Here is a 25,888-nt window from a genome sequence, read left to right on the forward strand (position 1 = left end):
CAGTTGTGCGCTAGAATAGTTTGAGATTAAATTATAGTCAAGAACAGACATTTAAGAATATGTAACAAATGCGATATAATTCAAGTCGAATTAAGTTTAGGGAAACAACATGAAAATCTCATTTTCTGAAGGGGATATTATTGCTAATCAACGTGAGATAGTTATTCGATTAAGCAATAAATCAAGAACAACTCTACAAGCCGAAGTGGATGCAATTACTTTAATTGGTGGAGCAAATGTTATTAATGCTGTAGGCAGTGGTGCAAAATGGTCAGTTAAGCTAGATGATGAAGTGCAACTGCAACAATTGGCCGAAGAGATCGGTATTGCAGTTGAATACTATTAATTGACAATATTAATCCTCAGGTGAAACAATTTGGTTTTTCCCTTGTTGTTTCGCTTGATACATATTCTTGTCCGCCGTTTGAATCAAGGATTCAATATTACAATTACTAGTTTGACACTGGCTTATGCCAATACTGGCAGTTACGATGTGGTGATGATCAGAAAATTGATATACTTCTAATTCACATTTTTTTAAAATGGTTGTGGCAATAGCTTTTGCTTGTTTCAAACTATGATTTGAAAGAAAAACAATAAATTCTTCTCCCCCCCAGCGACCGACAATACCCGATTCGCCAACGGCTTTTTTACATAAATTAGCAAAACGGACGATCACTTCATCACCTGAAGCGTGCCCAAATTGATCATTAATCCATTTAAAATCATCAATATCGATGAGCAAGCAGATTTCAGAACAAGTGTCACTATCGATGATTTTTTGGTTAAGCTTTTCAGTTATCGCTCTGCGATTAAATAGACCTGTTAAGTCATCATGTGATGCTTGATATTCTATTTGACGTTCAAGATGGTATTTTTCAGTCACATCAATAATTGAGGTCTGTATTGCCGGTAGGCCTCCCCAATCAATGACACTTTCAAATAGTTGAAAATAACGAGTTTGACCGTCAAAGCAGATGTTTTCAACAACATCATTGGTTGAGGTTAATTCTTTTGAGATCAGTTGTTGATATAGATTGCGAGCATTTTTTTGGTTGTACTCAGGTATAAGGCACATAAAACTATCTAATGCCATCACTTCTGCCACAGAGTTTGCTTTTATTAGAGCAACAAAAGCAGGATTTACCATTAGTGGTTTGAAATCTCTATGAACCAGAATGCCTTGTAATGAATGCCAAATAAGATCTTTGTATTTCTGCTCCTGCTCAAGGATTTGTTGGTTAGCCTGATCAATCGTTGACATATCAATTACTGTAATTTGTAGTGCAGGCGACCCTTGCCATTCAACAACATGATCGACAGTCAATACAGAAAAAATTCTGCCTTGAGTATCTTGGTTAACGTATGAACGGACTTTAGGTGTTTCTTTACCTTGCATAACATCATTATAAGCTTGTTGGGCTATTTGATGGTATTTTGGATCGATAATATCGAATAACGAACTAAGGTTCATCACCTCTTGAGCTGATTCGAAACCAAACAGTTGTGCGTATTTTTCATCAACAAATAGCGGAGTGAAATCTCGATGAATAACGACGCCATACATTGAGTCTATATGGATTGGTTTCATGGAATACCTTAGAACGTGAATCAGTGACCTATATGGTATACCTTTATGAGAAATAAGGGAAATTTACGAGCTACATTAGTGAGATAGGTAATGATACTACTATCATTATGCAGTTTTTATGTGATCAAAAAGGAGTTTTAAGAGATTTTTTGAAACCTAGGCGCTAATAAGATCTCGGAAGTATTTTCATTTTCGACAGATACAAAAAAGGCATCATCTTTCGACAATGCCTTCGTTGTAGTGGCGGAGCGGACGGGACTCGAACCCGCGACCCCCGGCGTGACAGGCCGGTATTCTAACCAACTGAACTACCGCTCCAATTTTTTGAAACCCAGACTCTATCTGAATCTCGAAAAGTGGCGGAGGGATAGGGATTTGAACCCTAGAAGGGCTATTAACCCTTGCCGGTTTTCAAGACCGGTGCTTTCGACCACTCAGCCATCCCTCCAACGCGGTGAATAATAGTAATCTTTAGTTTTTAAGTAAAGTACTTTTTTGAAAAAAGAGTTTAAGCGTTTAAAAAATAAACGTTATTCTGCATTTTTCTCAACATCGACTAAATAATCGCCTTCTAACCAGTTTCTACCAATAAGTAATTTATAGTCGAGCTTACTGCGATCACGTAAGTTAACAGCTACTTTCTTTTCTTCACCATTGAATCGTAAATGCATGCGTACTGCGTATCGACGTTCTACACCTTGTGCATTTCGGATTTTGCTTACTTTAATGATTCGTCCAGTATGTTCTTTTGCAACGTTGTCTTCGTTATAAGTTGTGAACTTAACAGTATCACCAAGATGATCACGCATATCATCACTTTCATCTTCTTGGTTTATTATTTGGATATTGGTTGCGTGAATTGACGTTGTTGCTGCACCTGTATCGATACGAGCTTCATAATCGGTATTAAGTTCATCAACGTGAATAGTTTCAATTTGTCCAACAATGGTTTTATTTGAACAGCTCTCATGAGCAAAAACAGAAGATGATAGTAACAATAGACTAATAGATAAAATGATTTTGTTCATAACAACCTTTATGTAAGTAAAAATAAAGTTCAATAAGGGTGAAGTGTAGACGCTTATTTTGGAAAGGAGTTCAGGTTTGTGTAAAAAGTTTGAACAACAAATATAAAAAAGGCGATAACTATCGCTATCGCCTTAAAAGTTTCTTTTAATCTTGTATTTCTTGTTGCTGAGAACGGTTTTTATAGATAGAACCGATAATCGCTAAGGTAATGATTGCAACGATAGTTAATAATGAGATAACCGTTGGAACTTCGTATTTTGTACCAACCAAGAACATTTTTATACCGATAAAGCTCAGTATGAATGCCAATGCAGGTTGTAGGTAGCAGAATTTATCAAGCATGCCTTGAAGAACAAAATACAATGAACGTAAACCCAATAGTGCAAACACATTTGCAGCAAAAACCAAGAAAGGTTCTTGTGTAATCGCAAAAATTGCAGGAATTGAGTCTAAAGCGAACATAATATCAGTAAACATAATTACAATAACCACTAGTAATAGAGGTGTTGCAATTGTTTTTCCGCTTACTTTAGCAAACAGTTGATTGCCATGGTATTTGTCATCAAATGGGATGTGCTTTTTAAAGAACATAACTAATTTTGATGATGCAAAATCACTGTTTTCTTCTGTATCTGCAAACCACAACTTCACACCAGTAATGATTAGGAATACAGCAAAAATGTATAGGATCCAGTGGTACTGAGCTAATAATTCAGCACCAACAAAAATCATTACTGCACGTAAAGCAAGGGCACCAATAATACCCCATAACAGAATACGTGGACGGCTTGATTCAGGGACAGCAAATTGACTAAAAATTAATGCGAAAACAAACAGGTTATCGACACTTAACATTTTTTCAAGCAAATAGCCGGTAAGGAAAGCAACACTAGCATCGGTGCGTGTATAACTACTTTCTGGAGCCATTAATGGCCAGTAAAGATAAATGACAGCACAAAAAACAAATGCAAGAGCAAACCAGAATAAAGACCAAACTAATGCTTTTTTAAGGCTTGGTGTATCTTTTCTTGTTTGAAATAGATCAAGAGCGAACATAGCGAGAACAACGAAACCAAAAAGTTCCCAAGTTAACGGTGACATAAGTATTCCTTAAATAGAGGCGAAAGGAATAGGCATGAATAAAGAGCATAGACCTTCCACCACAAACAATAAAAATTAATGTTATGGTTTTGGTCTTGTCAAAGCGATTGGCAACCTTTGCCCACTTACAGATACCGGAAGCCAAAGCTTCGGGATGACGATATCTGAACAAGATTAAGTATTAAATCTTGTGACTACTCCCCAATGATCTGGATAGTAATCCCGATCCTTAAATAATTCAAACAAAAAATAGTCGTAGGAAATTTATTTATCGAGAAAATTGATAATAAGCTGAAAGTTAGGAGGAAATCACAAACTTTTTTTTATGTTTTTAACATTTATGTCGATAATAAAAAAGGTAACTAAATTTAATAGAATATGGTGTCGGATGAATTGGATTCAAATAGCAGTCGTAGGATTGTTAATTTTACTCGCAATTGTATGTATCAATTTTTTCTTTGCGAATCAAAAACAGAAGAAGATAGAAAAAAGAAAAGAGCTTGAAGAGAGTTCGTATCGTCGTGCGCTTGCAGAAGCTCGAGCAGCAGAAAGACAAGAGCGGGTATATAAAGCGCAAACCGGTCATATTTCAACTCAACTCTTTTTAGCTAAAGAAGCAGAAATGAGTAATTTTGAAGAAGCGCTACATTGGTATGAAATGGCAGCCAATTTAAACAACAGTATTGCTATTCGTTCTGTTATTCGTTTATGTGATAGTCGTCGTGATAACCCTGAGCTAAGAGAGAAATCAACATTTTGGGGGAAAGTGGTAGCGGCTGAAGAAGGTGGGCCTGAGGATAAATTAGCGCTTGGTATTGCGTTTTTACAAGGTAAAGGCGTTGAGGCCAATATTGAAAAAGGCATTGCGTTAATAACAGAAGCCGCAGAAGCGAATCATATTCCAGCGCAATTGTTTATTGCCGATTGGTATGTTGCAGAAGCAAACCCACAACCGAATGCAAAATTAGCCGCGGAATGGAATCTACGAGCAGCGATGCTTGATAATGTTGAAGCGCAGATCCGTATCGGTAAGCAATATGCTGAAGGGAGAGGTGTTGCTGTGGATCCGAAGAAAGCAACATATTGGTTAGAAGTTGCAGCTGAATCTGGTGATGCTAAAGCACAATACTTCGCTGGTGAAATGGGGGCTGATACCAATGAAAAAGGTAATTCAATAGCCTATATCTGGTTATGGCTTGCTGCTAAAATGGCATTGAAGCCGCAGTTTCTCGACGAGATCATGTCGGGCATTTAGTCGGGGTTGATGCGGTAATTGGATTGCAAAGTATGGCAAAACCACTTTATGAAAAGATGAGTAAAGGTAAGCTTAAAAAGCACGCCATCATTAAATCTTTGGATAAGCTGTATCAACGAGAAAGTTATTTTCCTGATGAGAATGAATTTATGGTTGGAGAAGAGTCAAATACTTCAGCGACTGAAAATGAGATTACAGCAGACAATGCAGAAAATGTAGTTTCAGTAACAGAAACAAAAGAAGAAATAAAAGAGCCAATGAATTTTAGCCAAACTAAAATGGATAGTGGGACTAAGTTTTAATTCTCCATGTGTAAAAGGAGCGCCAAGTGCGCTCCTTTTTTATATGTTTAATAAAGAGAGTTAATCATTCATTTCAAATAAAATAGGGCAATGATCACTCAGTTGATATTTTTTGACGTCGCTTTCCATAAATTGTTGCTGAGTCACTTGGAAAGAACGATTCGAGATATTTGTAATGCCGTGATCGATCAAACGAGTGAATGTTGTGTACTTAGGCCAGTCTCGTTTCCATTGTTTAACTGTGCAGCGTGCTTTTGTATCTTCAGTTAGTAATAATGGTGTATCAGAAGTATTGTTCTTTATATTCTTCCATAACCAGCTTCTCGGGTGCGCAAGAGTATGATTGAAATCCCCTAAAATTAGATACTTTTCATTATTGGCTTCACGAGAGTTAATCCATTCTATTACCTCATCGGTTTGTTGTTTTAACGTCGAACACGAATAGTTTTTCTTCTTTTGTCCTAAACATCCGGATTTTAGATGCACAGATAAAAGGTGCACAGGGCGTGATGGTTTGCCTATATTAGCCACAATATAGGTAGCGTAGCGTAACTTGCTGGTTTTTTCTTTGGTAATAATGAAAAATCATTAGGATCTATAACAGGAATTGACTGATGAACGGCGAAACCTGTGTACTGATTTATGTCAGTAAATTGAAGTTTCGAGTTCAAAGAACGATCAGAGAGAAAGATTTTATAATCATTTCCCACTATTTTTTGGATTGCTTCTTTTGAATCGACTTCTTGAAAAGCTAAAATTTTGCTATTTGATTGCGAAAAATAAAAATTTAGTTGTTCAAAATCTTGTTGACTTCGATCTGATGAGCGAAATTTTTCAGAAGGCGAAAGCGTTAACCATTCCATATTCCATGTCGATAATGTGATCGCATAGCTTGAAAATGTACTAAAAGTAAGCATTAAAAAAATCAGTGTTCGAGTAATTCGTTGATTCATAAGTCCTCCAGAAATCGCAAGCAGTTTAATTAAAAATTTACCACTTAGCACACAAAAAAATGTTTCATTTTCATACATTGCAACGAAAGTGAGAACAATCTTAAAGCAGTGGTGAAAGTAGAATCACCCATAAAATTAGATTGATCTAGATCAAAGTATTTTGTTCTCAGATCGAGCCTAATACACCACATCTTGTGTTGCCTAGTTCAACACCCCCACTATTTAGTATTTGGAGTCACTGTGAATATAACTGTAATCAAGCGAGATGGAAGTCGCGCAGCATATAAAAGTTCTCGTATAATTGACGCTGTAAAAGGTGCTTCAGAGCAGGTGACTCCTGAGATAGAGAGTTACGCTAAATTAGTTGCTCATGCTGTTGAGATTGCATTACAGGGACAACAAGAAGTGGGCATTCGCCAGATCCAAGAACTGGTTGAAAACGAATTAATGCAAGGACCACATAAAGTACTTGCTCGTGCTTATATTGAATATCGCCATGATAGAGATATTGCTCGTGAAAAAATCAGCGTACTAAATAAGGAAATTAGTGGCCTGATTGAACAAAGCAATGCTGAGCTACTGAATGAAAACGCGAATAAAGACGGTAAAGTGATTCCAACTCAACGTGATTTATTAGCGGGTATTGTGGCTAAGCACTACGCAACTCGTCATATTTTACCTCGTGATATTGTACAAGCGCACGAACGTGGTGAAATTCATTACCACGATTTAGATTACGCACCATTTTTCCCAATGTTTAACTGTATGCTGATTGATTTAAAAGGCATGTTAACGGGTGGCTTTAAAATGGGTAATGCGGAAATTGATACACCAAAATCAATTGCAACCGCAACTGCTGTAACGGCACAAATTATTGCACAAGTAGCAAGTCATATTTATGGCGGAACTACGATCAACCGTATTGATGAAATTTTAGCGCCTTACGTAACTGTGAGTTATGAAAAAGCGTTAAAGCTTGCTGAAAAGTGGGGCATTCCTGATGCTGAAGCTTTTGCTCAAGCTCAAACAGAAAAAGAGTGTTATGACGCATTCCAATCGCTTGAATACGAAGTAAACACATTACATACAGCAAATGGACAAACACCATTTGTAACATTTGGCTTTGGTTTAGGTACGAGCTGGGAATCTAAACTGATCCAGCGCTCTATTTTAGAAAACCGTATTGCTGGCCTAGGTAAAAACCGTAAAACAGCGGTATTCCCTAAATTAGTATTTGCGATTCGTGATGGACTAAACCATAAAAAGCAGATCCAAACTACGATATTAAACAATTAGCATTAGAATGTGCGTCAAAACGCATGTACCCAGATATCCTTAACTATGACAAAGTAGTTGAAGTGACGGGTTCATTTAAAACGCCAATGGGTTGTCGTAGCTTCCTAGATTTATATGAAGAGAACGGTGAGCAAATTCACGATGGTCGTAATAACCTAGGTGTTGTTAGCTTAAACCTACCTCGCGTTGCGATTGAAGCAAAAGGTGATGTAGATACATTCTATAAACTGCTTGATGAGCGTTTAGTGCTATGTCGTCGTGCGCTAGAATCACGTATTTCTCGTTTAGAAGGTGTTAAAGCTCGTGTTGCTCCAATCCTTTATATGGAAGGGGCGTGTGGTGTTCGTCTAAAACCAGATGATGACATCATTAATATCTTTAAAAATGGTCGAGCATCTGTATCGCTTGGTTACATTGGCGTGCATGAAACAATTGAAGCACTATTTGGTAGTGATGATCATCTATATGACAATGCAGAGCTTCAAGTTAAAGCATTAGAGATTATTCAGTACCTAAAAGATGCAGTTCAAGTATGGACAAAAGAAACTGGCTTTGGCTTTAGCTTGTATGGTACTCCAAGTGAAAACTTATGTTCTCGTTTCTGTAAGCTTGATAACACACAATTTGGTGTGATTGATAAAGTGACAGATAAAGGCTACTACACAAACAGTTTCCACTTAGATGTACAGAAGAAAGTGAATCCTTACGATAAGATTGACTTTGAAATGCCATACCCAGAAATCTCAAGTGGTGGCTTCATTTGTTATGGTGAATTCCCTAACATGCAACGTAACATTGAAGCATTAGAAAACGTATGGGATTACAGCTATACGCGTGTTCCTTATTACGGCACAAATACACCGATCGATGAGTGCTACGAATGTGGTTATAACGGTGAATTTGAATGTACAAGTAAAGGCTTCACTTGTCCTAAATGTGGCAATCATGATTCAACGAAAGTATCAGTAACACGTCGTGTGTGTGGTTATTTAGGTAGCCCTGATGCACGTCCATTTAACTTCGGTAAACAAGAAGAAGTTCAACGTCGAGTGAAACATTTATAATGAACTATCACGTATATCATTCAATTGATGTGGTTAATGGACCGGGTACGCGTTGTACCCTGTTCGTTTCAGGTTGTGAGCATAACTGTAAAGGTTGCTATAACAAATCCACACTTAATCCAAATTCAGGACATCTTTTTACTAAAGAGCTAGAAGATAAGATTATTGCTGATTTGAATGATACACGTATTCCACGTAGAGGATTGTCATTGTCTGGTGGTGATCCTCTTCATCCAATGAACTGTGAATCTGTTCTTAAGTTAGTAAAACGTGTTAAATCTGAATGTGAAAATAAAGATATTTGGATGTGGACGGGCTACACCCTAAGTGAGCTAAATCCAACACAAAAAGAGATCGTAGATTTAATTGACACCTTGATTGACGGTCGTTTTGAACAAGACAAAGCGGATCCATCATTGGATTGGCGTGGTAGTAGCAATCAGATTATTTATACATTCAATGTATTGTAAGAAAATTGTAAAAATCTAAACAATAAAACGTGATATTTTCCTATCTGAATGGTAACTTAAATACATTACAGATCATAAGGATATGAAAATATGCTGCAAAACATAGCAACTCCTGCTAAAGATCCCATTCTTTCTCTTTCTATCGAATACCGAGCTGATGATCGTGATAATAAAGTCGATCTCGGCATCGGTGTTTATCGTAACGATCAAGGTTTAACACCAATCATGAAAGCCGTAAGCGATTCGGCGAAATCTATTGCAGCAGAGCAAACCACAAAAGCTTATGTTGGTCTTGCTGGTTGTGAAGTTTTTAATCAAAGCATGGTTGATTTATTGTTACGTGATACCTCAGCTTATGAGCGTGTATCTGCGATTCAAACTCCTGGAGCGAGTGGTGCTTTACGCATGCTTGCTGATTTAATTAAATCAACAGAGCCAGGTGCAACTGTTTGGATAAGTAACCCAAGTTATGTTAACCATCAGCCTGTAATGGAAGCTGCTGGCCTTAACGTTCGTCATTACACATATTTCAATCCTCTGACAAAACAAGTGGATAGCGAAGCTATGCTTGCTGACTTAGCAAACGCTGGTCCTAAAGACATTATTTTACTGCACGGTTGTTGCCATAATCCGACTGGCGCAGATATTCGTCTTTCTGATTGGATAGCTATAACAGAGTTAGCATTAAAAAATGGCTTTATTCCTTTTGTCGATATTGCATACCAAGGATTTGGTGATGGATTAGAAGCTGATGCTGCTGGTTTACGGTTTATGGCAGACCGTGTACCTCAAATGTTTATAGCAACATCATGCTCGAAAAATTTTGGTTTGTATCGTGAACGAACAGGTGCGGCGATGGTGATCGCTGGCAATATTGAGATAGCAATGAATGCTAAAGCGAAACTGCTGCAAATGGCTCGTGCGACTTATACTATGCCGCCAGATCATGGTGCTGCGATTGTTGGTCGAATTTTAAATGATGAGCAATTAACGTTATCGTGGCGCACTGAATTGGATGAGATGCAAAAACGCTTAGTTGGTTTACGAACTAACTTATGTGAAGCACTACGTAATGAAACGCAATCAGAGACATTTGATTTTATTGAACAGCATAAAGGTATGTTCTCAGTAATTGGTTTTACGCCAGAGCAGATGGCATCTTTAAAATCAGAACATGGTATTTACGCTGTGGGTGATGGTCGAATCAATATTGCAGGAATGCAAGAAAAGCACATTGAGTATATTGCTAAATCTGTTGCCTCTGTTGCAAATAAGTAACAGACAAAATAAAGATCTTAACTATACTAATGAAATATAACAGATAAACCGTAAAGGAAAACGAATGAAGATAGCAAAAAAATGGTCAACGTTACTTTTACCAATACTGCTTGCTGGTTGTATGTCAACAGCGACAACAACGCCAGAAACTGATGGCGCAACGAATCCATCAGTAGAAGAACCATCCACTAAGCCTGATGTAAAACCAGAGCAAAAACCACAAGTAGATCCAAAACCACCTGTAAAACCTGAAGCAAATGAATTAAAAACAGCGGATGGAAAACTGTTATTGGGTGAAGAAGAGTGGATTTACATTAAAGCCATCAATCATAGCGCTAAAGCTCGTATTGATACGGGAGCGACGACATCTTCTATTTCTGCTGTAGATATTGAAATGTTTGAGCGTGATGGTAAAAAGTGGGTTAAGTTTAAGTTGGCTCATAATGATAAAGAAACCAAAGAGTTTGAGTCACCTATATCACGTATTGTTACGATTCGACAATCAAGTACAGAAAAACGTACCGATCGTCCTGTGATTGAAGCTTGGGTTCAAATTGGTGATTTGAAAACTAAAACTGAATTCACTCTGAATGATCGCACACACATGACATTCCCTGTGTTACTTGGCCGTACTTTCTTCCGAGATGTTGCCGTTGTTGATGTAAGTAAGAAATATATTCAACCAAAAGTAAAAGCTGAAAAATAACGCATTTTTTATTGTAGGTTTATGAATAAAAACGCCCAATATAGATTGGGCGTTTTTTTGTTTAGTCACAGTGAAATTAAAATAACTTATAATTTGAGGCGTTTCTCTGTTCTCTGTGTGTTTGCAGTTGAGCTATTTGTTTATAAATAACGTAATAGCGACTGATATTTGCAACATAGTGAACAGGCTCTTTACTTACGTACTTCCTTGCCATTATCTCGACGTTATTAAACCAAATATTAGGGTTATAACCGTGTTTTACTGCCATTCTACGCATTTTTCGAACGTTAGCAGGGCCAGCATTATAAGCGGCTAAAGAAAAGTACATTTGGTTCTCTTCTGTTATCTCTGGTTTTAAAAAGTAACGTTTATGTACAAAATTCATATATTTAACACCAGCATGGATGTTATTTTCTAGTTCTCTGAAGTTTTTGATATTGATATAAGGTTCTCTTGCCGTCTTCGGTAAAACTTGCATGATTCCAACAGCACCCATATGTGAGACAAGACGGTTATTGAATTTGGACTCTTGATAAGCTTGAGCTGAAATCATTAACCAATCAAATTCATATTTATCCGCATATTGCTCAAAGAGCGTCGCTAAACTTTTAAATTGTTTTACTGTTTCAGGGTCTACTGCTTTTTTTAGCCACTTGGTGTTAGCAAGGTATTTTTTATAAATAACATTACCTAAAAAAGATCCTTGTCGAATGGTTCTAATGTATTTGTTTACTGCTGTTTTTAATTCTGGGCTGTTTTTTCTCATTGCCCAACCAATATTGGCGTTTTCTCTGATCGGAAGAGTTTCATATATGGTGATATTCTTCATGACTTGAGACCAAAGACGTGATTTATGACTATCGATAACCGTAATTGGTAAAATATCTTGGTTGAGCATTTCCATTAATTCATAGTCTTGTAAGTTTTCTTCTAAGAATTGAACATTGATAGGGGAGATCCCTTGGAAGATAACTGCTTATTAATTCGCTGTAAGCTCTCAAAATAGCTTGAGCTTGGTCTAACCCATACTTCTTTACCCGATAAATCTTCTAGAGATTCTAAAGGAGGTGTAGATGGTGAGCTAACGAGCCACTCTTGGCTGTTACTGATCACAGGATCACTAAAATCGACATATTGCAGTCGTTGCGGGGTAATCGTTAGGTTGGCAACGGCAAGATCACCAAAGCCTCGTTCTAAAGCGGTAAATAAGTCATCCCGAGGGATAGGGATGACTTGAACATTAACGTGAATTTTATTTTTGCGTAAATGTAATTCGAAATGATGAAGAAATTCGGCAATGATCCCTTTCGGTTGCCCTTTTTCTATGTAGTAAAAGCCAAGATCAGCAGATACTAATACTCGTATCGTTCCTTTTTCTCTAGTGCTTTCAAATCGCCAACATAAGGTGTCTGAGTTAACGGTGAAAGCTCTATTGCAAAAGCGAGCTGAGGAAGCAGTAATAATACCCAGAAAACGCGACGTAAACGATCCATGTTATGAGTCCTTGTTTAACAGTGTATTAACAATTTATGTTGAAATTAGATGAAATTCAAGTCCTCTTCATTCTATGCTCTCGGTTTACATTAGATATTATCAAAGTCGAATGTGGCTTTATTTAACGCATTACGTTGCTCTTTTTGTTCTTTTAACTGAACTATTTGTTTATAAATCACATAGTAACGACTTATGTTTGATACATAATGAACTGGTTCTTTACTGATATATTTCAACGCCATTAATTCCACATTATTGAACCAAACATTAGGGTCATAACCTTGTTCTTGCGCTTTTTTTCGAATGCGTCTTATTTTAGCAGGTCCTGCATTATAAGCGGCTAATGAGAAGTAGAGCTGATTATCTGCGGATATTTCTGGTTTATCAAAATATCGTTTATGCACAAAGCTTAAGTATTTAATACCTGCATGTATGTTGTTTTCTAAGGTATAAATATTGTCTATTTGAACATGCTTATCTTTTGCTGTGCTCGGTAAGACTTGCATGATTCCAACAGCACCTTTATGAGATACGGCTTTATTATCCAACCTAGATTCTTGATAAGCTAAGGCTGAAGTTAGCTGCCAATCTAAGTTATACATACTAGAGTAGTGTTTAAATAAATCAGACAGCTCGTAAAGCTTATCGATATTATCGGTTTGTAGAATTTTCGCTAACCACTTTTCGTCATTAAGGTATTTCTTATAAATTAAATTGCCTAGAAATGACCCTTTTTTTATTTTAGTAATGTATTGATTTACGACATTAGTTAGCTGAGGGCTATTTTTTCGTACTGCCCATGCGATATTAATATCTTGTTTTAATGGGAATTCTTCATGATATTGAATGTTAGGAATGATCTTTTTCCATAGTATTGCTCGATAGTTTTCTATTACGGTTGCTGGCAATAACTTATTTTCAACCATCTCAAGAACTTCATTATCACCTAATGATTCTTCTAAAAAATGAACATCCATAGGAGCCATATTATTTGACGTTAGTTGTTCATTAATGTTTTGAAGTGTCTCAAAGTAACTGGAGCTGCCTTTTACCCATATTTCTTTACCTGAAAGATCGGCTAGCTCAGTGATAGGGGCGTGTCCTTTAGCTGTGATTAACCACTCTTCACTGTCTTTTATTGTGGGAGTACTAAAGTCGATATGGCGTAATCGAGCTTTGGTGATCGCTAAGTGGCCAACGGCAATGTCTCCAAACCCTGCTTTTAATGACCATATTAAATCATCATCAGAGACGGGAATAATTCGAATATGAGTGTGATCATTTTTTTTCGCTAAATGACGCTCAAAGTGTGAGAGAAATTCTGAAATTATTCCGATGGGTTTACCATTACTTACTTGATAAAAACCTACTTCCATTGAAACCAGAACACGAATTACCCCTTTTTTTGATATCTCATTGTAATCACCCTTATAGGATTTGTTACTTAGAGGGGCTAGCTCAAGTGCTTCAGCGTTTATAGGTAAAATAAGTAGAGTAAAAATAACTTATGGAATAGATTCATAGTTTGTCATCCATGATACAACATGATTACAACTTATGTTTCCATACTGTTAAAGACAAGGCGTTATTTTACTGTTTTTCTGTCGTTTTATTTTTGAGACGACAACGATGAACTAAGCTACAATTAAGTGTTTAATTTATGATTATTTAAGTTTTTTTTTGAGGGGAATAGTAATAGTGAAAATGTTTAGTATTCACTAGGTGAATATAAGTCAGCAGTTTTTTTGCTGACTTATATAGATGGTTATGTTCGTTAAAGAGGGAGTTAGAATGTGAAACGAGCAGTCATCATCATTTGTCCGCCATATACGCCATTAAATTTGGCTTCTGCACCCACAGATAATTGTTCTGTTGAGTGGAATCGGAAATGAACACTACCAATATTCTTGCTGTCATTACTATCAAACAATTGACCGTATTGTGCACCTACTTCAATTTGTTGCATTAACCACACACGGAAACCGATATTAATCTCGGTAAGCATTTCATCGCCAAATTTATCACTTCCTTTGTCTTTCACGTTGTGTAGTAATAATTGACCATAAATATCAGAAAATTCGTTAACTGGACCGTTAAAACCAATACCACCGCTAATATCCCAATCACCAGAAAATTTAGTGTCTGCTTTTGCTATCAAGTGAGAGTTTTCAGTGAACTGTTGGTTAACTTGAACCCCATAAGTACCAGGACTGGTTCCAATTCGTGCTTCAAAAAAGCTGTAAGGAAAGTTATTTGCCATTGCTGTCGAAGAAGATAGCGCTGTTGCTAATAAGAACGCTTTTTTGATGAATTTTGTTGATGCCATAACCTTATAACCTGATATTTATGAATTTTATCTATAAAAAAAGCCTGCAAAAAGCAGGCCAGTTTATAAGGAGAGGGTATGTTTTATAGTATCTGAATTCGCTCTACTTCAATTTCTGGAGTGCTACCACCTTCATATTCACCAAAAATACGAACCTTGGTTGTTTCATTGATTGCAGTTGGTTGTGAAATATCATCATCTAACTCGATTTGAATTTCTTTTGTACCATCAGTAAATACATATTTGTCTTTTCGAATGTGGCGAATGATTCTTCCATCAATAATAGCGTCTTGTTCTGCAAACATACTTGTATCAGTTAATAGTTCCGCAACCGATGTGGTTTCAACCGGTCCTGTATAGTTAAAAGTTCGAGAGTCGTGATCTTTATTATGTCCTCCATCTGCAAGTGCGATCGTTGGAGATAGGATTAGAGCGGCTGTGATTGCGATAATTGTCTTTTTCATAATGGCTTCCTTTTGTAAATAATTTCTAGTACCTAGTACCTAGTACCTAGTACCTAGTACCTAGTACCTAGTACCTAGTACCTAGTACCTAGTACCTAGTACCTAGAACTTGTCTCGTTTAGTTGTCTCTATTAAAGCAAATACAGTTTGAATCTAGCGTGAGGGAGATGTTCATATTCCATTCATTTTTAAACAAGAAGCGATAATCGATTGATGTTATTATTCTTGTTCTTAAAAATTTTATGAATTTAGATGGAATTATGCGTAAATATTCTCCCTTGATGGTTCAAGGAACCACATCAGATGCTGGAAAGACAGTTCTTGTGGCAGGCTTATGCCGATTGCTTGCCAATAAAGGGATCCAAGTTGCCCTTTTAAACCACAGAATATGGCGTTAAATAGCGCAGTGACAGAAGATGGTGGAGAGATTGGCCGAGCTCAAGCTCTTCAAGCTGATGCTGCAAGGGTTAAATCGCATGTTCATATGAATCCAATCTTACTCAAACCAAATACAGATATTGGCGCTCAAGTTATTGTCCAAGGAAAGGCGATTGAAACCATGGATGCATGGGGCTTCCACGATTATAAAAAGTTGGCAATGCCATATGTATTAGAATCATTTTCTTATTTATCTAATAACTATGAATGCGTAGTTATTGAAGGGGCAGGGAGCCCTGCTGAGATAAATTTACGTGAAAATGATATAGCGAATATGGGGTTTGCGGAGGCGGCAGACGTTCCTGTCATTATTGTTGCTGATATTGATCGTGGTGGGGTATTTGCCCATCTTTATGGCACATTGGCTTTATTGTCTGAATCAGAGCAAGCTCGAGTAAAAGGTTTCGTTATTAACCGTTTTCGTGGGATATTTCACTTCTTGTTCCTGGGCTTGAATGGCTAGAAGAAAAAACGGGTAAGCCTGTATTGGGGGTCATTCCTTATTTGCATGGTTTAAATTTAGAAGCTGAAGATGCGATAAAAAGTGAGCAATTGGATAAAGGTAAATTTATCGTAAAAGTGCCAGTGGTAACTCGTATTAGTAACCATACGGATTTTGATCCATTGCGTTTGCATCCAGAGATTGATTTGCAATTTATCGGGAAAGGCGATTCTTTATCTGGCGCTGATTTTATTATTTTACCAGGAAGCAAATCGGTCCAGGTGGATTTAGAATACATAAAATCCCAAGGTTGGGATAAAGATATTGAGCGCCATTTACGATATGGCGGAAAAGTAATGGGAATTTGTGGCGGTTATCAAATGCTTGGTGAGCATCTTGCCGACCCTCTTGGTATTGAAGGTGTCCCGTGTCGTGTTAAAGGATTGGGGTATTTATCAATTTCAACAGAATTACAAAAACAGAAGCAACTGACGTTAGTGGAAGGCACACTAGCACTGCCTAATCAAAATGCGGTCAAAGTAAAAGGGTATGAGATACATGCTGGTGTAAGCACTAAGTTAGGAAAAGAGCACATACCAATCAGTATTCATACAAAAGATGCGATGAGATATGATGGTACTATTAACGATGAAAATTCTATTTTTGGTACGTACTTACATGGCGTTTTTGATGAACCAGAAGCATTTGAAGTGATTTTAACGTGGGCTGGATTAGAAAAATGCCAAGCAATTAATATGCACGATATCCAAGAAGAGGCCATTGAGCGCATTGCAAAATCAATGGAAGAAAGTTTAGATTTATCATTAATTTGGCCTGATGTTTTTGAAAAGAATAAAGCTTATTAAAGGGAACACTAATGTTACGAATAACGCTGTTTTTAACTTTAATGATGAGTGCATTTTTTGCTTCTGCAAATGTGACGGTTTATGCCGCATCATCATTAACAAATGTAATGGATGATATTGTTTATGCTTATCAACGCCAAACTGGAAATAAAATTCGTGTAAGTTATGCTGGTTCATCTTCTCTTGCTCGTCAGATAGCTAACGGAGCACCTGCTGATATTTATTTATCTGCTAACACTAAGTGGATGGATTATTTACTAAATCAAGATCAAATAGAGCCGAACACAAATCGAGATTTATTAAAAAATAGTTTAGTACTCGTTGCTTCAAAAAGTACACCAAAAGTGGATTCGTGGCAGTGGTTTATACAGCAAAAAGATTTACGTTTATCTATGGCTGATCCTAGACACGTACCGGCAGGTATTTATGGTAAACAGAGTCTAGAGAACCAAAAACGTTGGGAGTCTGTCAGTCATCGAATTGCATCAGGAAATAATGTCCGTTCTGCACTGTTGTTTGTAGAACGTGATGAAGCACCATTAGGTATTGTATATAAAACCGATGCGCTTTCTTCAAAAGGTGTGACGATTGTTGAGGAATTTCCTAATGAAACACACGATCCGATTATTTATCCTGTAGCTATCGTTAAAGATAAATCATCACAAGAGGTGCTCGATTTTTATCATTACTTACTATCTAAAAAGGCAACAGATCAATTTATGAAATACGGATTTACCCCTTTCAAATGATACTGACAGATTACGAAATAGAAGCGTTACTGCTGAGTTTAAAAATTGCTGGGATTGCGGTGAGCTTTTCATTGCCCATCGGGATCTTGCTTGCTTGGTTATTAGCGCGTTGTGACTTCAAAGGAAAGTCTATACTAGATGGTATCATTCATTTACCTTTGGTATTACCACCTGTCGTTATTGGATATTTATTGCTTATTTCAATGGGGCGACAAGGTATTATTGGTAAATGGCTCTATGAATGGTTTGGGTTAACCTTTAGCTTTAACTGGAAAGGTGCCGCTTTAGCCTCCGCGATTGTCGCTTTGCCGTTGATGGTTCGTGCGATTCGTTTAGCGTTAGAATCTGTTGATCAAAAACTGGAACAGGCGGCAAGAACACTTGGTGCTTCACGTTTTAAAGTCTTTTCTACTATCACGCTTCCCTTGATGCTGCCAGGTATTCTTACTGGAGCCGTTTTAGCTTTCGCACGCAGTTTGGGAGAGTTTGGGGCAACAATCAGTTTTGTATCTAATATTGAGGGTGAAACACGAACTTTACCCCTTGCTATGTTTAGCTATATTGAAATTCCTGGAGCAGAAATGGAAGCTGCACGTTTGTGTGTTATTTCAATCATTGTCGCCTTAATTTCATTGCTATTATCTGAATTTTTAGCTCGTGCAAGCAAAAAGAAGTTGATGGGTTAAGTCATGTTAGTGATTGATATAAAAAAACAACTTGGTGATTTGTTATTAGACGTTAAGTTATCACTTCCTTCTTCTGGTATCAGTGCGATCTTTGGACGTTCTGGTGCAGGGAAATCCTCACTTGCCAATGTAATTAGCGGATTAACTTCTCCTGAAGAGGGCCGTATTACATTAAATAATCGTGTTTTATTTGATTCAGAATCAAAAGTATCGATGCCGCCAGAAAAGCGTAATATCGGTTACGTTTTTCAAGATGCTCGTTTATTTCCTCATTATAAAGTGGAAGGTAACTTGTTGTATGGGTGTGGTGGAAAAAGAACACCGCATTTTAACGATGTAGTGAAGTTATTAGATATTGAGTCCTTATTGACTCGTTATCCACATTCTTTATCTGGTGGTGAAAAGCAACGAGTTGCCATCGGACGAGCCATCTTATCTGAACCAGCGCTGTTAATCATGGATGAGCCATTGGCGTCTTTAGATCTGCCAAGAAAACATGAGGTCATGCCTTATTTGGAGCGCCTTGCAAAAGAGATTAAAATTCCAATCCTTTATGTTTCACACAGCTTAGATGAAATTTTACGATTAGCCGATAATATGGTGCTGTTAAATCAAGGTAGCGTCAGTTTATCAGGAGATATTACCTCTGTTTGGGGCTCTCCGTTAATGAGACCGTGGTTAAACGCTTCGGAGCATTCTGCATTATTGGAAGGTACGATTTCTGAATTACACTCAGATCATCCTATGACAAAAGTGACACTCAATAATAGTCAACAAGGTATTTGGGTAAAGTCTCCTTGTGATTGTGTTGAAGAAGGAAAAAAAATTCGTTTACGTATCCGCGCTAATGATGTATCACTCATTAAACAGCAGCCTCAACATAGCTCAATTCGTAATATTTTACCGGTTGTTATTGAAGATCTTAGTGAGGATAAAGAGAATGATGTTGTTGCGGTAAAATTAAATTTATCTGGCCATGTTTTATGGGCCAATATTACCCTTTGGGCTCGTGATGAGTTGCAGTTAGGTATAGGACAATCTTGGTTCGCTCAAATTAAAGGGGTCAGTGTGACACAGTCTGATCTATGTTCAAAATAAGGAAAACATAATGAAGTACCAATGGATCTTATTTGATGCAGATGAAACCTTGTTTCACTTTGACGCTTTTGCAGGCTTGCAACGAATGTTTGCTGGCTATGGTGTTGAATTTGGTAAAGAAGAGTTTATTGAATACCAATTAGTGAATAAACCTTTGTGGATCGATTATCAAAATAATGAAATAACGGCTCAGCAATTACAAGAAACACGTTTTGAAGAGTGGGCAAAAAAGGTAGGCGTGACGCCAAAAGCCATGAATAGTGCTTTTATGATGGCAATGGCTGAGATTTGTACACCATTGGATGGTGCAAGAGAATTACTTGATTCATTGTTAGCAAGTAATGTGAAGATGGGGATCATTACTAATGGCTTCACTGAATTACAAAAAATTCGTTTAGAGAAAACTGAATTTAGCCATTATTTTGAGCTTATCGTTATTTCAGAGCAAGTAGGAATAGCAAAACCAGATAAGCGCATTTTTGAACATACCTTTTCTATGATAGGTAATGTTGATTTGTCTACTGTACTGATGGTAGGGGATAACCCGGACTCTGATGTATTAGGAGGCATGAATGCAGGTATAGATACATGTTGGCTTAATGTTGATGGTAAAGCCTGTCCTGAGGGCGTTGAGCCAACTTATGAAGTGGCTTCCTTATCGGAATTGAAAACGATACTTAAGTCGCTATAAGAAAAAAATAAAAAAGCCCTTAGGATCTTTGTCCTAAGGGCTTTTTATGCAGTAAAACGAATTGGTAGCAATGGTGTTTCTTATTCTTCAGAAGTTGCTGAATCCGTCACATTGTCAGACGCTTGTTCTGCTTCAAGTTCCATTTTTTCTCTATCTGCTTTCGAGATATATTTTGGCTTGTTTGCGCGACTTTGCTTAGTTTGATTTTTACGGTGTTTCTTTAAAATCGCGTCTTTAACTTTCTTTTTACGACTCATTGAATTACCACATTAAATCATCAGGAATAACAAACTCTGCGTATGGGTCATCTTCGTCTTTTTCTTCTTCAGAAATAACGTTGTTTAACACTACGATAGACTCATCACGAAGTGTGATTTTGTCAGCAACACCAGCAGGAACGACTTCGTAATCATCATTAAAGTTCACGATAGCAAGACGACCTGCAACGAGTTGATCTTGCATTGCTTTATCAACGTAAATTTTCTTCACTAACGTACCATCAGTAAAGTTATAACCGATATCACCATGTGCACGATCAATTTTGTTTACGCTAATTAGTTGCTTAATCTGAGCAGCTAATTCTTTTTGCTCTTTTTCGAGTTTCTGCTGCAGGCTTAATTCTTTGTCTCTTTCTGCTTGAGCGAGTTTATTTGCTTCAACCGCTGCTTTTGCTTCGCGATTTTGAACTCTTGATTTTTTCGATGCTTTTTTTGCTTTCGCTGCTTTCTTTTGGTTCACTAACCCAGCTTTTAGCATTTGCTCTTGTAAGCTCAGTGCCATATGTTGTTCCTAATTAATATTTGCAGAATTAAAATGATTATCCCATGAGTTGTATGGGATTTAAAGATATAGAGAGAAGTAAGATGAAAAGCCCTTGCCGTGCAGCGTGTAAAAATGAAGGTGGTATCTGCAGTGGATGCAAACGAACCATGAAAGAAATTCTAGAATGGCGCGATTTAGGAGAAGATGGCAGAGAGAAAGTTATGGGGGTTTTGAGTGGTGAAATTACAACTCATTTATGCCCTGAGTGTGGTGGTTCTGCTCAATGTGATATCGCTATGGGTAAAGCCACATGTTGGTGTTTTGAGCTTGAACCTCGCTCAGTAAATCTTACATCTGACACATCAACATGCCTTTGTCGACATTGCTTAGTAAAAAAGCCTGTACCCTAGTTTTTATGTGCTACTCTGTGTGGATTAACTTATAATGATTGATCTAAGTCAATTTTTAAGGGCTTTTTATCCGGCTACTCTTTAGGGGTAATTAACATTATTAACAATTACTACATAAAATTAATTTGTCACATCTATTAATATTTTTATATTTAATTTTTCAATTAAATACATCTCTGGATGAGCTCAAAAAAGTAGTGGATAAAAGGACTTATCTTCAAAATTTAATTGAAGCACTATTTGTGAGGGATTAAAATTTACGGCAAATAGGTTCGACAAGTTGTTAACATTTTCTATATTTAACAGTAGAAAAATAACTAGGAATATAATTATGAGCAATGTAGTAAAGCAAAGCGATGAAAATAAACGCTCTTCTGAATGGAAAGCATTTTTCTTCATCACAGTTGTTCTTTTCCCAATTTTAAGTGTGGGTGTGGTTGGTGCTTACGGTTTCTCTGTATGGTTCATGCAGATGCTGTTTTTTGGAATGCCTGGTCACGGCGGTTAATTCTTGAATAAAGAATGCTGTTACTAACGATTTAGAATTATTAGAAGAGATACAATTATGATGTCATTTATTAAAAAAGCTTGGGCTGTTTTTGCACGTCCGAGTGTTCATATCAGCTTGGTGTTTTAACCCTTGGTGGTTTCGTTGCCGGGGTGATTTTCTGGGGTGGTTTTAACACTGCTTTAGAAGCAACAAATACAGAAGAATTCTGTGTAAGCTGTCACGCAGACAACATTGCACCAGAATACGCTGGTACTATTCACGATAAAAACCGTTCAGGTGTACGTGCGACATGTCCAGACTGTCACGTTCCACATGATTGGACTTCAAAAATTGCTCGTAAAATGCAAGCAAGTAAAGAAGTATTTGCACACGTATTCGGCTTTATTGATACTCCAGAGAAATTTGAAGAGCGTCGTATCATCTTAGCCCAACACGAGTGGGATCGCTTTAGCGCAAACAAATCTCTTGAATGTCGTAACTGTCACGACTACGACGGCATGGATTTCTCTAAAATGCAGCCTACGGCTCGTATTCAAATGCAAGGTGCAAAAGAACGAGATCAAAGCTGTGTTGACTGTCACAAAGGTATCGCACACAAACTTCCAGCAAACATGGATAGCTCTGGTGGCATGATCAGCGAGTTAACTCAACTTGCAGGCAATACTAAGTATGAAGATGGTCAAACTTACGTTTCTGTTCGTCACTTACCAATGTATGAAGATGAAAAACTAACTGTTGAAGCGGGTCTATTAAATCCTGCATCTCAAGTTACTGTAATTGAAGAGAAAGGCGATGCAATGAAAGTTGCTATCGACGGTTGGCGTAAAGTTAAAGGCTTCGGTCGTGTTATCCAAGAAGATTTTGGTATGAACATCGCTGTAGGTTCTTTACTTAAGAGCGTATCTCAAAACGACAAATTTGTTCAGAAATTTGAAACTAAAGAAGATGAATTAACAGGTCTACCTTGGCAGCGTGTTACTGTGAATCTATGGATGAAGAAAGAAGACTTCATGCCTGATTACACAACGGTTTGGCAGAAAGCTGAAGAATCATACAAAACTAACTGTTCTGTATGTCATACACAGCCTGCAGAAGCACACTTCGATTCAAATACATGGCCTGGTATGTTTGACGGTATGATGGCATTCGTTAACTTCGATACAGACAGCAAGTCACTTGTATTGAAATACCTACAAAAACACTCTTCAGATTTTTCTGACGAAAAACACTAAGAATTAATTGGAGTAGATAGAATATGTCTATTAGCAGAAGAAGTTTTCTAAAAGGTGTTGCAACAACAAGTGCAGTATCTTTAGTAGGTCCAAGCCTACTAATGTCTTCAAAAGCAAATGCAGCTGAAACTACAGGTACATGGCGTACGTCTGGTTCACACTGGGGTGCATTCCGTGCACACATTTACGGTGGTAAAGTTCAAGAGCTTAAAGCAATTGAATTAGATAAATACCCAACAGATATGTTGAATGGTATCAAAGGTATTATCTACAGCCCAAGCCGTGTACGTTACCCAATGGTTCGTCTTGATTGGTTGAAAAAGCATAAGTACTCAGCTGAGACTCGTGGTAACAACCGTTTTATTCGTGTAACTTGGGATGAAGCATTAGATCTTTTCTACCGTGAATTAGAGCGCGTTCAAAAAGACTACGGTCCATGGGCTCTACACGCAGGTCAAACTGGTTGGAACCAAACAGGTTCTTTCCACAACTGTACAGCTCAAATGCAACGTGCGGTTGGTATGCACGGTAACTTCATTAAGAAAGTAGGTGACTACTCGACGGGTGCTGGTCAAACGATCATGCCATACGTACTGGGTTCTACAGAAGTTTACGCACAAGGTACATCTTGGTCTGAGATCCTAAAACACTCAGACAACATTATTTTATGGGCAACGGATCCAGTTAAAAACTTACAAGTAGGTTGGAACTGTGAAACTCATGAATCTTACGCATACCTTGAGCAACTTAAAGAAAAAGTAGCGAAAGGTGAGATCAACGTACTTTCTGTTGACCCTGTTAAGAACAAAACACAGCGTTACCTACAGAATGACCACATGTACATTAACCCACAATCTGATGTGGCGTTCATGCTGGCTGTAGCTTACACGCTATACACAGAAGACATGTACGATAAGAAGTTCATCGAAACTTACTGTTTAGGTTTTGATGAGTTCATGCAATACGTACTGGGTGAGACTAAAGATAAAGTAGTTAAAACTCCTGAGTGGGCTTCTGAAATCTGTGGCGTATCACCAGAGCAAATTCGTGAGTTCGCGAAAATGATGTCTACTGGTCGTACACAGATCCTATTCGGCTGGTGTATTCAACGTCAACAACACGGTGAACAACCATACTGGATGGGTACAGTTTTATCAGCAATGACTGGTCAAATCGGTCTAGCTGGTGGTGGTGTTTCTTACAGTCATCACTACTCAAGTGTTGGTGTTCCATCAACAGGATTCTCTGGTCCTGGTGGTTTCCCACGTAACGTGGACCAAGGTCATGAGCCTAAGTGGAATAACAATGACTACAACGGTTACAGCAGTACAATTCCTGTTGCTCGTTGGATCGACTGTCTATTAGAACCAGGTAAAGAGATCCGTTACAACGGTTCTAAAGTTGTACTGCCTGATTTCAAAATGATGGTTATCTCTGGTAACAACCCTTGGCATCACCACCAAGATCGTAACCGTATGAAGAAAGCGTTCCAAAAACTTCAAACGGTTGTGACAATTGATTTCACTTGGACTGCAACATGTCGTTTTTCAGACATCGTGCTACCAGCGTGTACGCAATGGGAACGTAATGATATTGACCAATACGGTTCATACTCTGCACGTGGTCTAATTGCAATGCATAAACTGGTTGATCCTCTGTATCAATCAAAATCAGACTTCGAGATCATGACTGAGCTAACACGTCGTTTTGGCCGTCATAAAGAATACACTCGTGGTATGGATGAAATGGAGTGGATCCGTTCACTTTATGCAGAATGTCGCACAGCGAACGAAGGCAAGTTTGAAATGCCTGAGTTTGATGAGTTCTGGGAAAAAGGTGTTCTAGACTTCGGTGAAGGTAAGCCATGGGTACGTCATGCTGCGTTCCGTGAAGACCCAGAAGTTAACGCATTAGGTACACCATCAGGCTTCATCGAAATTTCAAGTCGTAAGATTGAACGTTTCGGTTATGAGCACTGTCAAGGTCACCCAATGTGGTTCGAAAAATCAGAACGTTCACATGGTGGTCCTGGTTCTAAGAAACACCCATTCTGGATGCAATCTTGTCACCCTGACAAGCGTCTGCACTCACAAATGTGTGATTCAGAAGAGTTCCGTGCAACTTACACAGTTCAAGGTCGTGAGCCGGTATACTTAAACCCACAAGATGCTAAAGAAAAAGGCATCAAAGATGGTGATTTAGTACGCGTATTTAATGATCGTGGTCAACTACTAGCTGGTGCTGTTCTAACTGATAGCTACCCACGTGGTGTTATCCGTATTGAAGAAGGCGCATGGTACGGTCCATTGAACGAAAAAGTAGGTGCTATTTGTACTTACGGTGATCCAAACACATTAACGCAAGATATCCCATCATCTGAGCTAGCTCAGGCGACATCTGCAAACACATGTTTGGTTGATTATGAGAAGTTCACAGGTAAAGTTCCACCAGTAACGTCATTCGGTGGCCCAATTATTATCGAATAATCATAATAATAAATAATATTAAAAAGCACCTAATTTAGGTGCTTTTTTATATATATAATTCATGATTTATAATATATATATTCAAGTTAAATTGATAACTAAATAACATATTCACAGAACTTATCTAATGCCGTTTTTTTTCTAAACTCGTGTTATTTCTCTATGAGAAATCATAAACTTGTATTATT

23 protein-coding genes, 2 tRNA genes and 4 pseudogenes are annotated in these 25,888 nt (G+C 37.7%); 16 read left to right on the top strand and 13 right to left on the bottom strand.

Going from position 1 to position 25,888, the window contains the following annotated elements; genetic code table 11:
• The first annotated feature begins 109 nt into the window (after positions 1–109).
• Complete coding sequence (locus AAFX60_015470) at positions 110–346, top strand: DUF3389 domain-containing protein (GenBank protein XDF79811.1); 237 nt, start codon at positions 110–112, stop codon at positions 344–346.
• Between the two features lie 9 nt (positions 347–355).
• Here AAFX60_015470 and AAFX60_015475 read toward each other — a convergent pair whose 3' ends face one another.
• From AAFX60_015475 to AAFX60_015495, 5 genes are all read right to left on the bottom strand, one after another.
• Positions 356–1,591, bottom strand: coding sequence for a sensor domain-containing diguanylate cyclase (locus AAFX60_015475; GenBank protein XDF79812.1), 1,236 nt, complete (start codon positions 1,589–1,591; stop codon positions 356–358).
• 241 nt (positions 1,592–1,832) lie between these two features.
• Positions 1,833–1,909, bottom strand: a tRNA-Asp gene (locus AAFX60_015480).
• 39 nt (positions 1,910–1,948) lie between these two features.
• A tRNA-Ser gene (locus tag AAFX60_015485) sits at positions 1,949–2,039 on the bottom strand.
• An 82-nt stretch (positions 2,040–2,121) separates the two neighbouring features.
• Positions 2,122–2,619 carry a RimK/LysX family protein gene (locus AAFX60_015490; protein ID XDF79813.1) on the bottom strand — a complete coding sequence of 166 codons (498 nt, stop codon included), beginning with the start codon at positions 2,617–2,619 and terminating at the stop codon, positions 2,122–2,124.
• 145 nt (positions 2,620–2,764) lie between these two features.
• Positions 2,765–3,721: a TerC/Alx family metal homeostasis membrane protein gene (locus AAFX60_015495; protein XDF79814.1), complete on the bottom strand. Its 957-nt coding sequence runs from the start codon at positions 3,719–3,721 to the stop codon at positions 2,765–2,767.
• A 388-nt stretch (positions 3,722–4,109) separates the two neighbouring features.
• On the opposite strand from AAFX60_015495, the gene AAFX60_015500 reads away from it, so the two are divergent.
• Together AAFX60_015500 and AAFX60_015505 are read left to right on the top strand one after the other, a co-directional pair.
• Positions 4,110–4,976, top strand: coding sequence for a tetratricopeptide repeat protein (locus AAFX60_015500; GenBank protein ID XDF79815.1), 867 nt, complete (start codon positions 4,110–4,112; stop codon positions 4,974–4,976).
• Positions 4,977–5,008: 32 nt separating this feature from the next.
• A complete protein-coding gene (locus AAFX60_015505) occupies positions 5,009–5,278 on the top strand; it encodes a hypothetical protein (protein XDF79816.1) in 270 nt (89 codons plus the stop codon).
• Positions 5,279–5,338: 60 nt separating this feature from the next.
• Here the strand turns inward: AAFX60_015505 and AAFX60_015510 are convergent, their stop codons facing one another.
• Together AAFX60_015510 and AAFX60_015515 are read right to left on the bottom strand one after the other, a co-directional pair.
• Positions 5,339–5,809 (bottom strand): hypothetical protein, encoded by a 471-nt coding sequence (locus tag AAFX60_015510; protein XDF79817.1) that lies wholly within the window; start codon positions 5,807–5,809, stop codon positions 5,339–5,341.
• Positions 5,797–6,231: a hypothetical protein gene (locus tag AAFX60_015515; GenBank protein XDF79818.1), complete on the bottom strand. Its 435-nt coding sequence runs from the start codon at positions 6,229–6,231 to the stop codon at positions 5,797–5,799. Before AAFX60_015515 ends, AAFX60_015510 begins: the two co-directional genes overlap by 13 nt.
• 240 nt (positions 6,232–6,471) lie before the next feature.
• Here AAFX60_015515 and nrdD point away from each other — a divergent pair.
• The 4 genes and pseudogenes from nrdD to AAFX60_015535 all read left to right on the top strand — a co-directional run bounded on the left by nrdD (position 6,472) and on the right by AAFX60_015535 (position 11,045).
• Positions 6,472–8,591 (top strand): annotated as a pseudogene (gene nrdD / locus AAFX60_015520) (anaerobic ribonucleoside-triphosphate reductase).
• A complete protein-coding gene (gene nrdG, locus AAFX60_015525; protein XDF79819.1) occupies positions 8,591–9,061 on the top strand; it encodes an anaerobic ribonucleoside-triphosphate reductase-activating protein in 471 nt (156 codons plus the stop codon). The pseudogene nrdD and the gene nrdG overlap by 1 nt, the downstream one beginning before the upstream one ends.
• A 90-nt stretch (positions 9,062–9,151) precedes the next feature.
• A complete protein-coding gene (locus AAFX60_015530) occupies positions 9,152–10,339 on the top strand; it encodes an amino acid aminotransferase (GenBank protein ID XDF79820.1) in 1,188 nt (395 codons plus the stop codon).
• Between the two features lie 64 nt (positions 10,340–10,403).
• The gene (locus tag AAFX60_015535) at positions 10,404–11,045 is read left to right on the top strand and encodes an ATP-dependent zinc protease (protein XDF79821.1); all 642 of its coding nucleotides are present in this window, start codon (positions 10,404–10,406) and stop codon (positions 11,043–11,045) included.
• Positions 11,046–11,121: 76 nt separating this feature from the next.
• Here AAFX60_015535 and AAFX60_015540 read toward each other — a convergent pair.
• The 4 genes and pseudogenes from AAFX60_015540 to AAFX60_015555 form a co-directional block, all read right to left on the bottom strand.
• A pseudogene (locus AAFX60_015540) lies at positions 11,122–12,538 on the bottom strand (lytic transglycosylase F).
• Between the two features lie 90 nt (positions 12,539–12,628).
• Positions 12,629–13,915, bottom strand: a complete 1,287-nt coding sequence (locus AAFX60_015545; protein XDF79822.1) for a transglycosylase SLT domain-containing protein — start codon at positions 13,913–13,915, stop codon at positions 12,629–12,631.
• A gap of 410 nt (positions 13,916–14,325) precedes the next feature.
• On the bottom strand, positions 14,326–14,865 hold the full coding sequence (locus AAFX60_015550; protein XDF79823.1) for a hypothetical protein: 540 nt from the start codon (positions 14,863–14,865) through the stop codon (positions 14,326–14,328).
• Between the two features lie 83 nt (positions 14,866–14,948).
• Positions 14,949–15,329 (bottom strand): NirD/YgiW/YdeI family stress tolerance protein, encoded by a 381-nt coding sequence (locus AAFX60_015555; protein XDF79824.1) that lies wholly within the window; start codon positions 15,327–15,329, stop codon positions 14,949–14,951.
• A gap of 260 nt (positions 15,330–15,589) precedes the next feature.
• Here AAFX60_015555 and AAFX60_015560 point away from each other — a divergent pair.
• The 5 genes and pseudogenes from AAFX60_015560 to yjjG all read left to right on the top strand — a co-directional run bounded on the left by AAFX60_015560 (position 15,590) and on the right by yjjG (position 20,299).
• A pseudogene (locus tag AAFX60_015560) lies at positions 15,590–17,075 on the top strand (cobyric acid synthase).
• Between the two features lie 11 nt (positions 17,076–17,086).
• Entirely contained in the window at positions 17,087–17,824 is a 738-nt protein-coding gene (gene modA / locus AAFX60_015565) for a molybdate ABC transporter substrate-binding protein (GenBank protein ID XDF79825.1), read from the top strand.
• A complete protein-coding gene (gene modB / locus AAFX60_015570; protein XDF79826.1) occupies positions 17,821–18,510 on the top strand; it encodes a molybdate ABC transporter permease subunit in 690 nt (229 codons plus the stop codon). The genes modA and modB overlap by 4 nt, the downstream gene beginning before the upstream one ends.
• Before the next feature lie 3 nt (positions 18,511–18,513).
• Positions 18,514–19,608, top strand: a complete 1,095-nt coding sequence (gene modC, locus AAFX60_015575) for a molybdenum ABC transporter ATP-binding protein ModC (protein ID XDF79827.1) — start codon at positions 18,514–18,516, stop codon at positions 19,606–19,608.
• A gap of 10 nt (positions 19,609–19,618) precedes the next feature.
• Positions 19,619–20,299, top strand: coding sequence for a pyrimidine 5'-nucleotidase (gene yjjG, locus AAFX60_015580; GenBank protein XDF79828.1), 681 nt, complete (start codon positions 19,619–19,621; stop codon positions 20,297–20,299).
• Positions 20,300–20,379: 80 nt separating this feature from the next.
• Here the strand turns inward: yjjG and AAFX60_015585 are convergent, their stop codons facing one another.
• Entirely contained in the window at positions 20,380–20,556 is a 177-nt protein-coding gene (locus tag AAFX60_015585; GenBank protein XDF79829.1) for a DUF2986 domain-containing protein, read from the bottom strand.
• A 4-nt stretch (positions 20,557–20,560) separates the two neighbouring features.
• Positions 20,561–21,079 carry a DUF2058 domain-containing protein gene (locus AAFX60_015590; GenBank protein XDF79830.1) on the bottom strand — a complete coding sequence of 173 codons (519 nt, stop codon included), beginning with the start codon at positions 21,077–21,079 and terminating at the stop codon, positions 20,561–20,563.
• Between the two features lie 83 nt (positions 21,080–21,162).
• Between AAFX60_015590 and AAFX60_015595 the strand changes: the two genes are divergently transcribed.
• From AAFX60_015595 to torA, 4 genes and pseudogenes are all read left to right on the top strand, one after another.
• Complete coding sequence (locus AAFX60_015595) at positions 21,163–21,471, top strand: cysteine-rich CWC family protein (protein XDF79831.1); 309 nt, start codon at positions 21,163–21,165, stop codon at positions 21,469–21,471.
• Positions 21,472–21,802: 331 nt separating this feature from the next.
• Positions 21,803–21,979 (top strand): trimethylamine N-oxide reductase system protein TorE, encoded by a 177-nt coding sequence (gene torE / locus AAFX60_015600; protein ID XDF79832.1) that lies wholly within the window; start codon positions 21,803–21,805, stop codon positions 21,977–21,979.
• A gap of 57 nt (positions 21,980–22,036) precedes the next feature.
• Positions 22,037–23,214, top strand: a pseudogene (gene torC / locus AAFX60_015605) (pentaheme c-type cytochrome TorC).
• Between the two features lie 23 nt (positions 23,215–23,237).
• On the top strand, positions 23,238–25,700 hold the full coding sequence (gene torA, locus AAFX60_015610; protein XDF79833.1) for a trimethylamine-N-oxide reductase TorA: 2,463 nt from the start codon (positions 23,238–23,240) through the stop codon (positions 25,698–25,700).
• Positions 25,701–25,888 lie beyond the last annotated feature (188 nt).

Origin of the sequence: Aliivibrio fischeri, from assembly GCA_038993745.2 — a bacterium.
Classification (GTDB): domain Bacteria; phylum Pseudomonadota; class Gammaproteobacteria; order Enterobacterales; family Vibrionaceae; genus Aliivibrio; species Aliivibrio fischeri_B.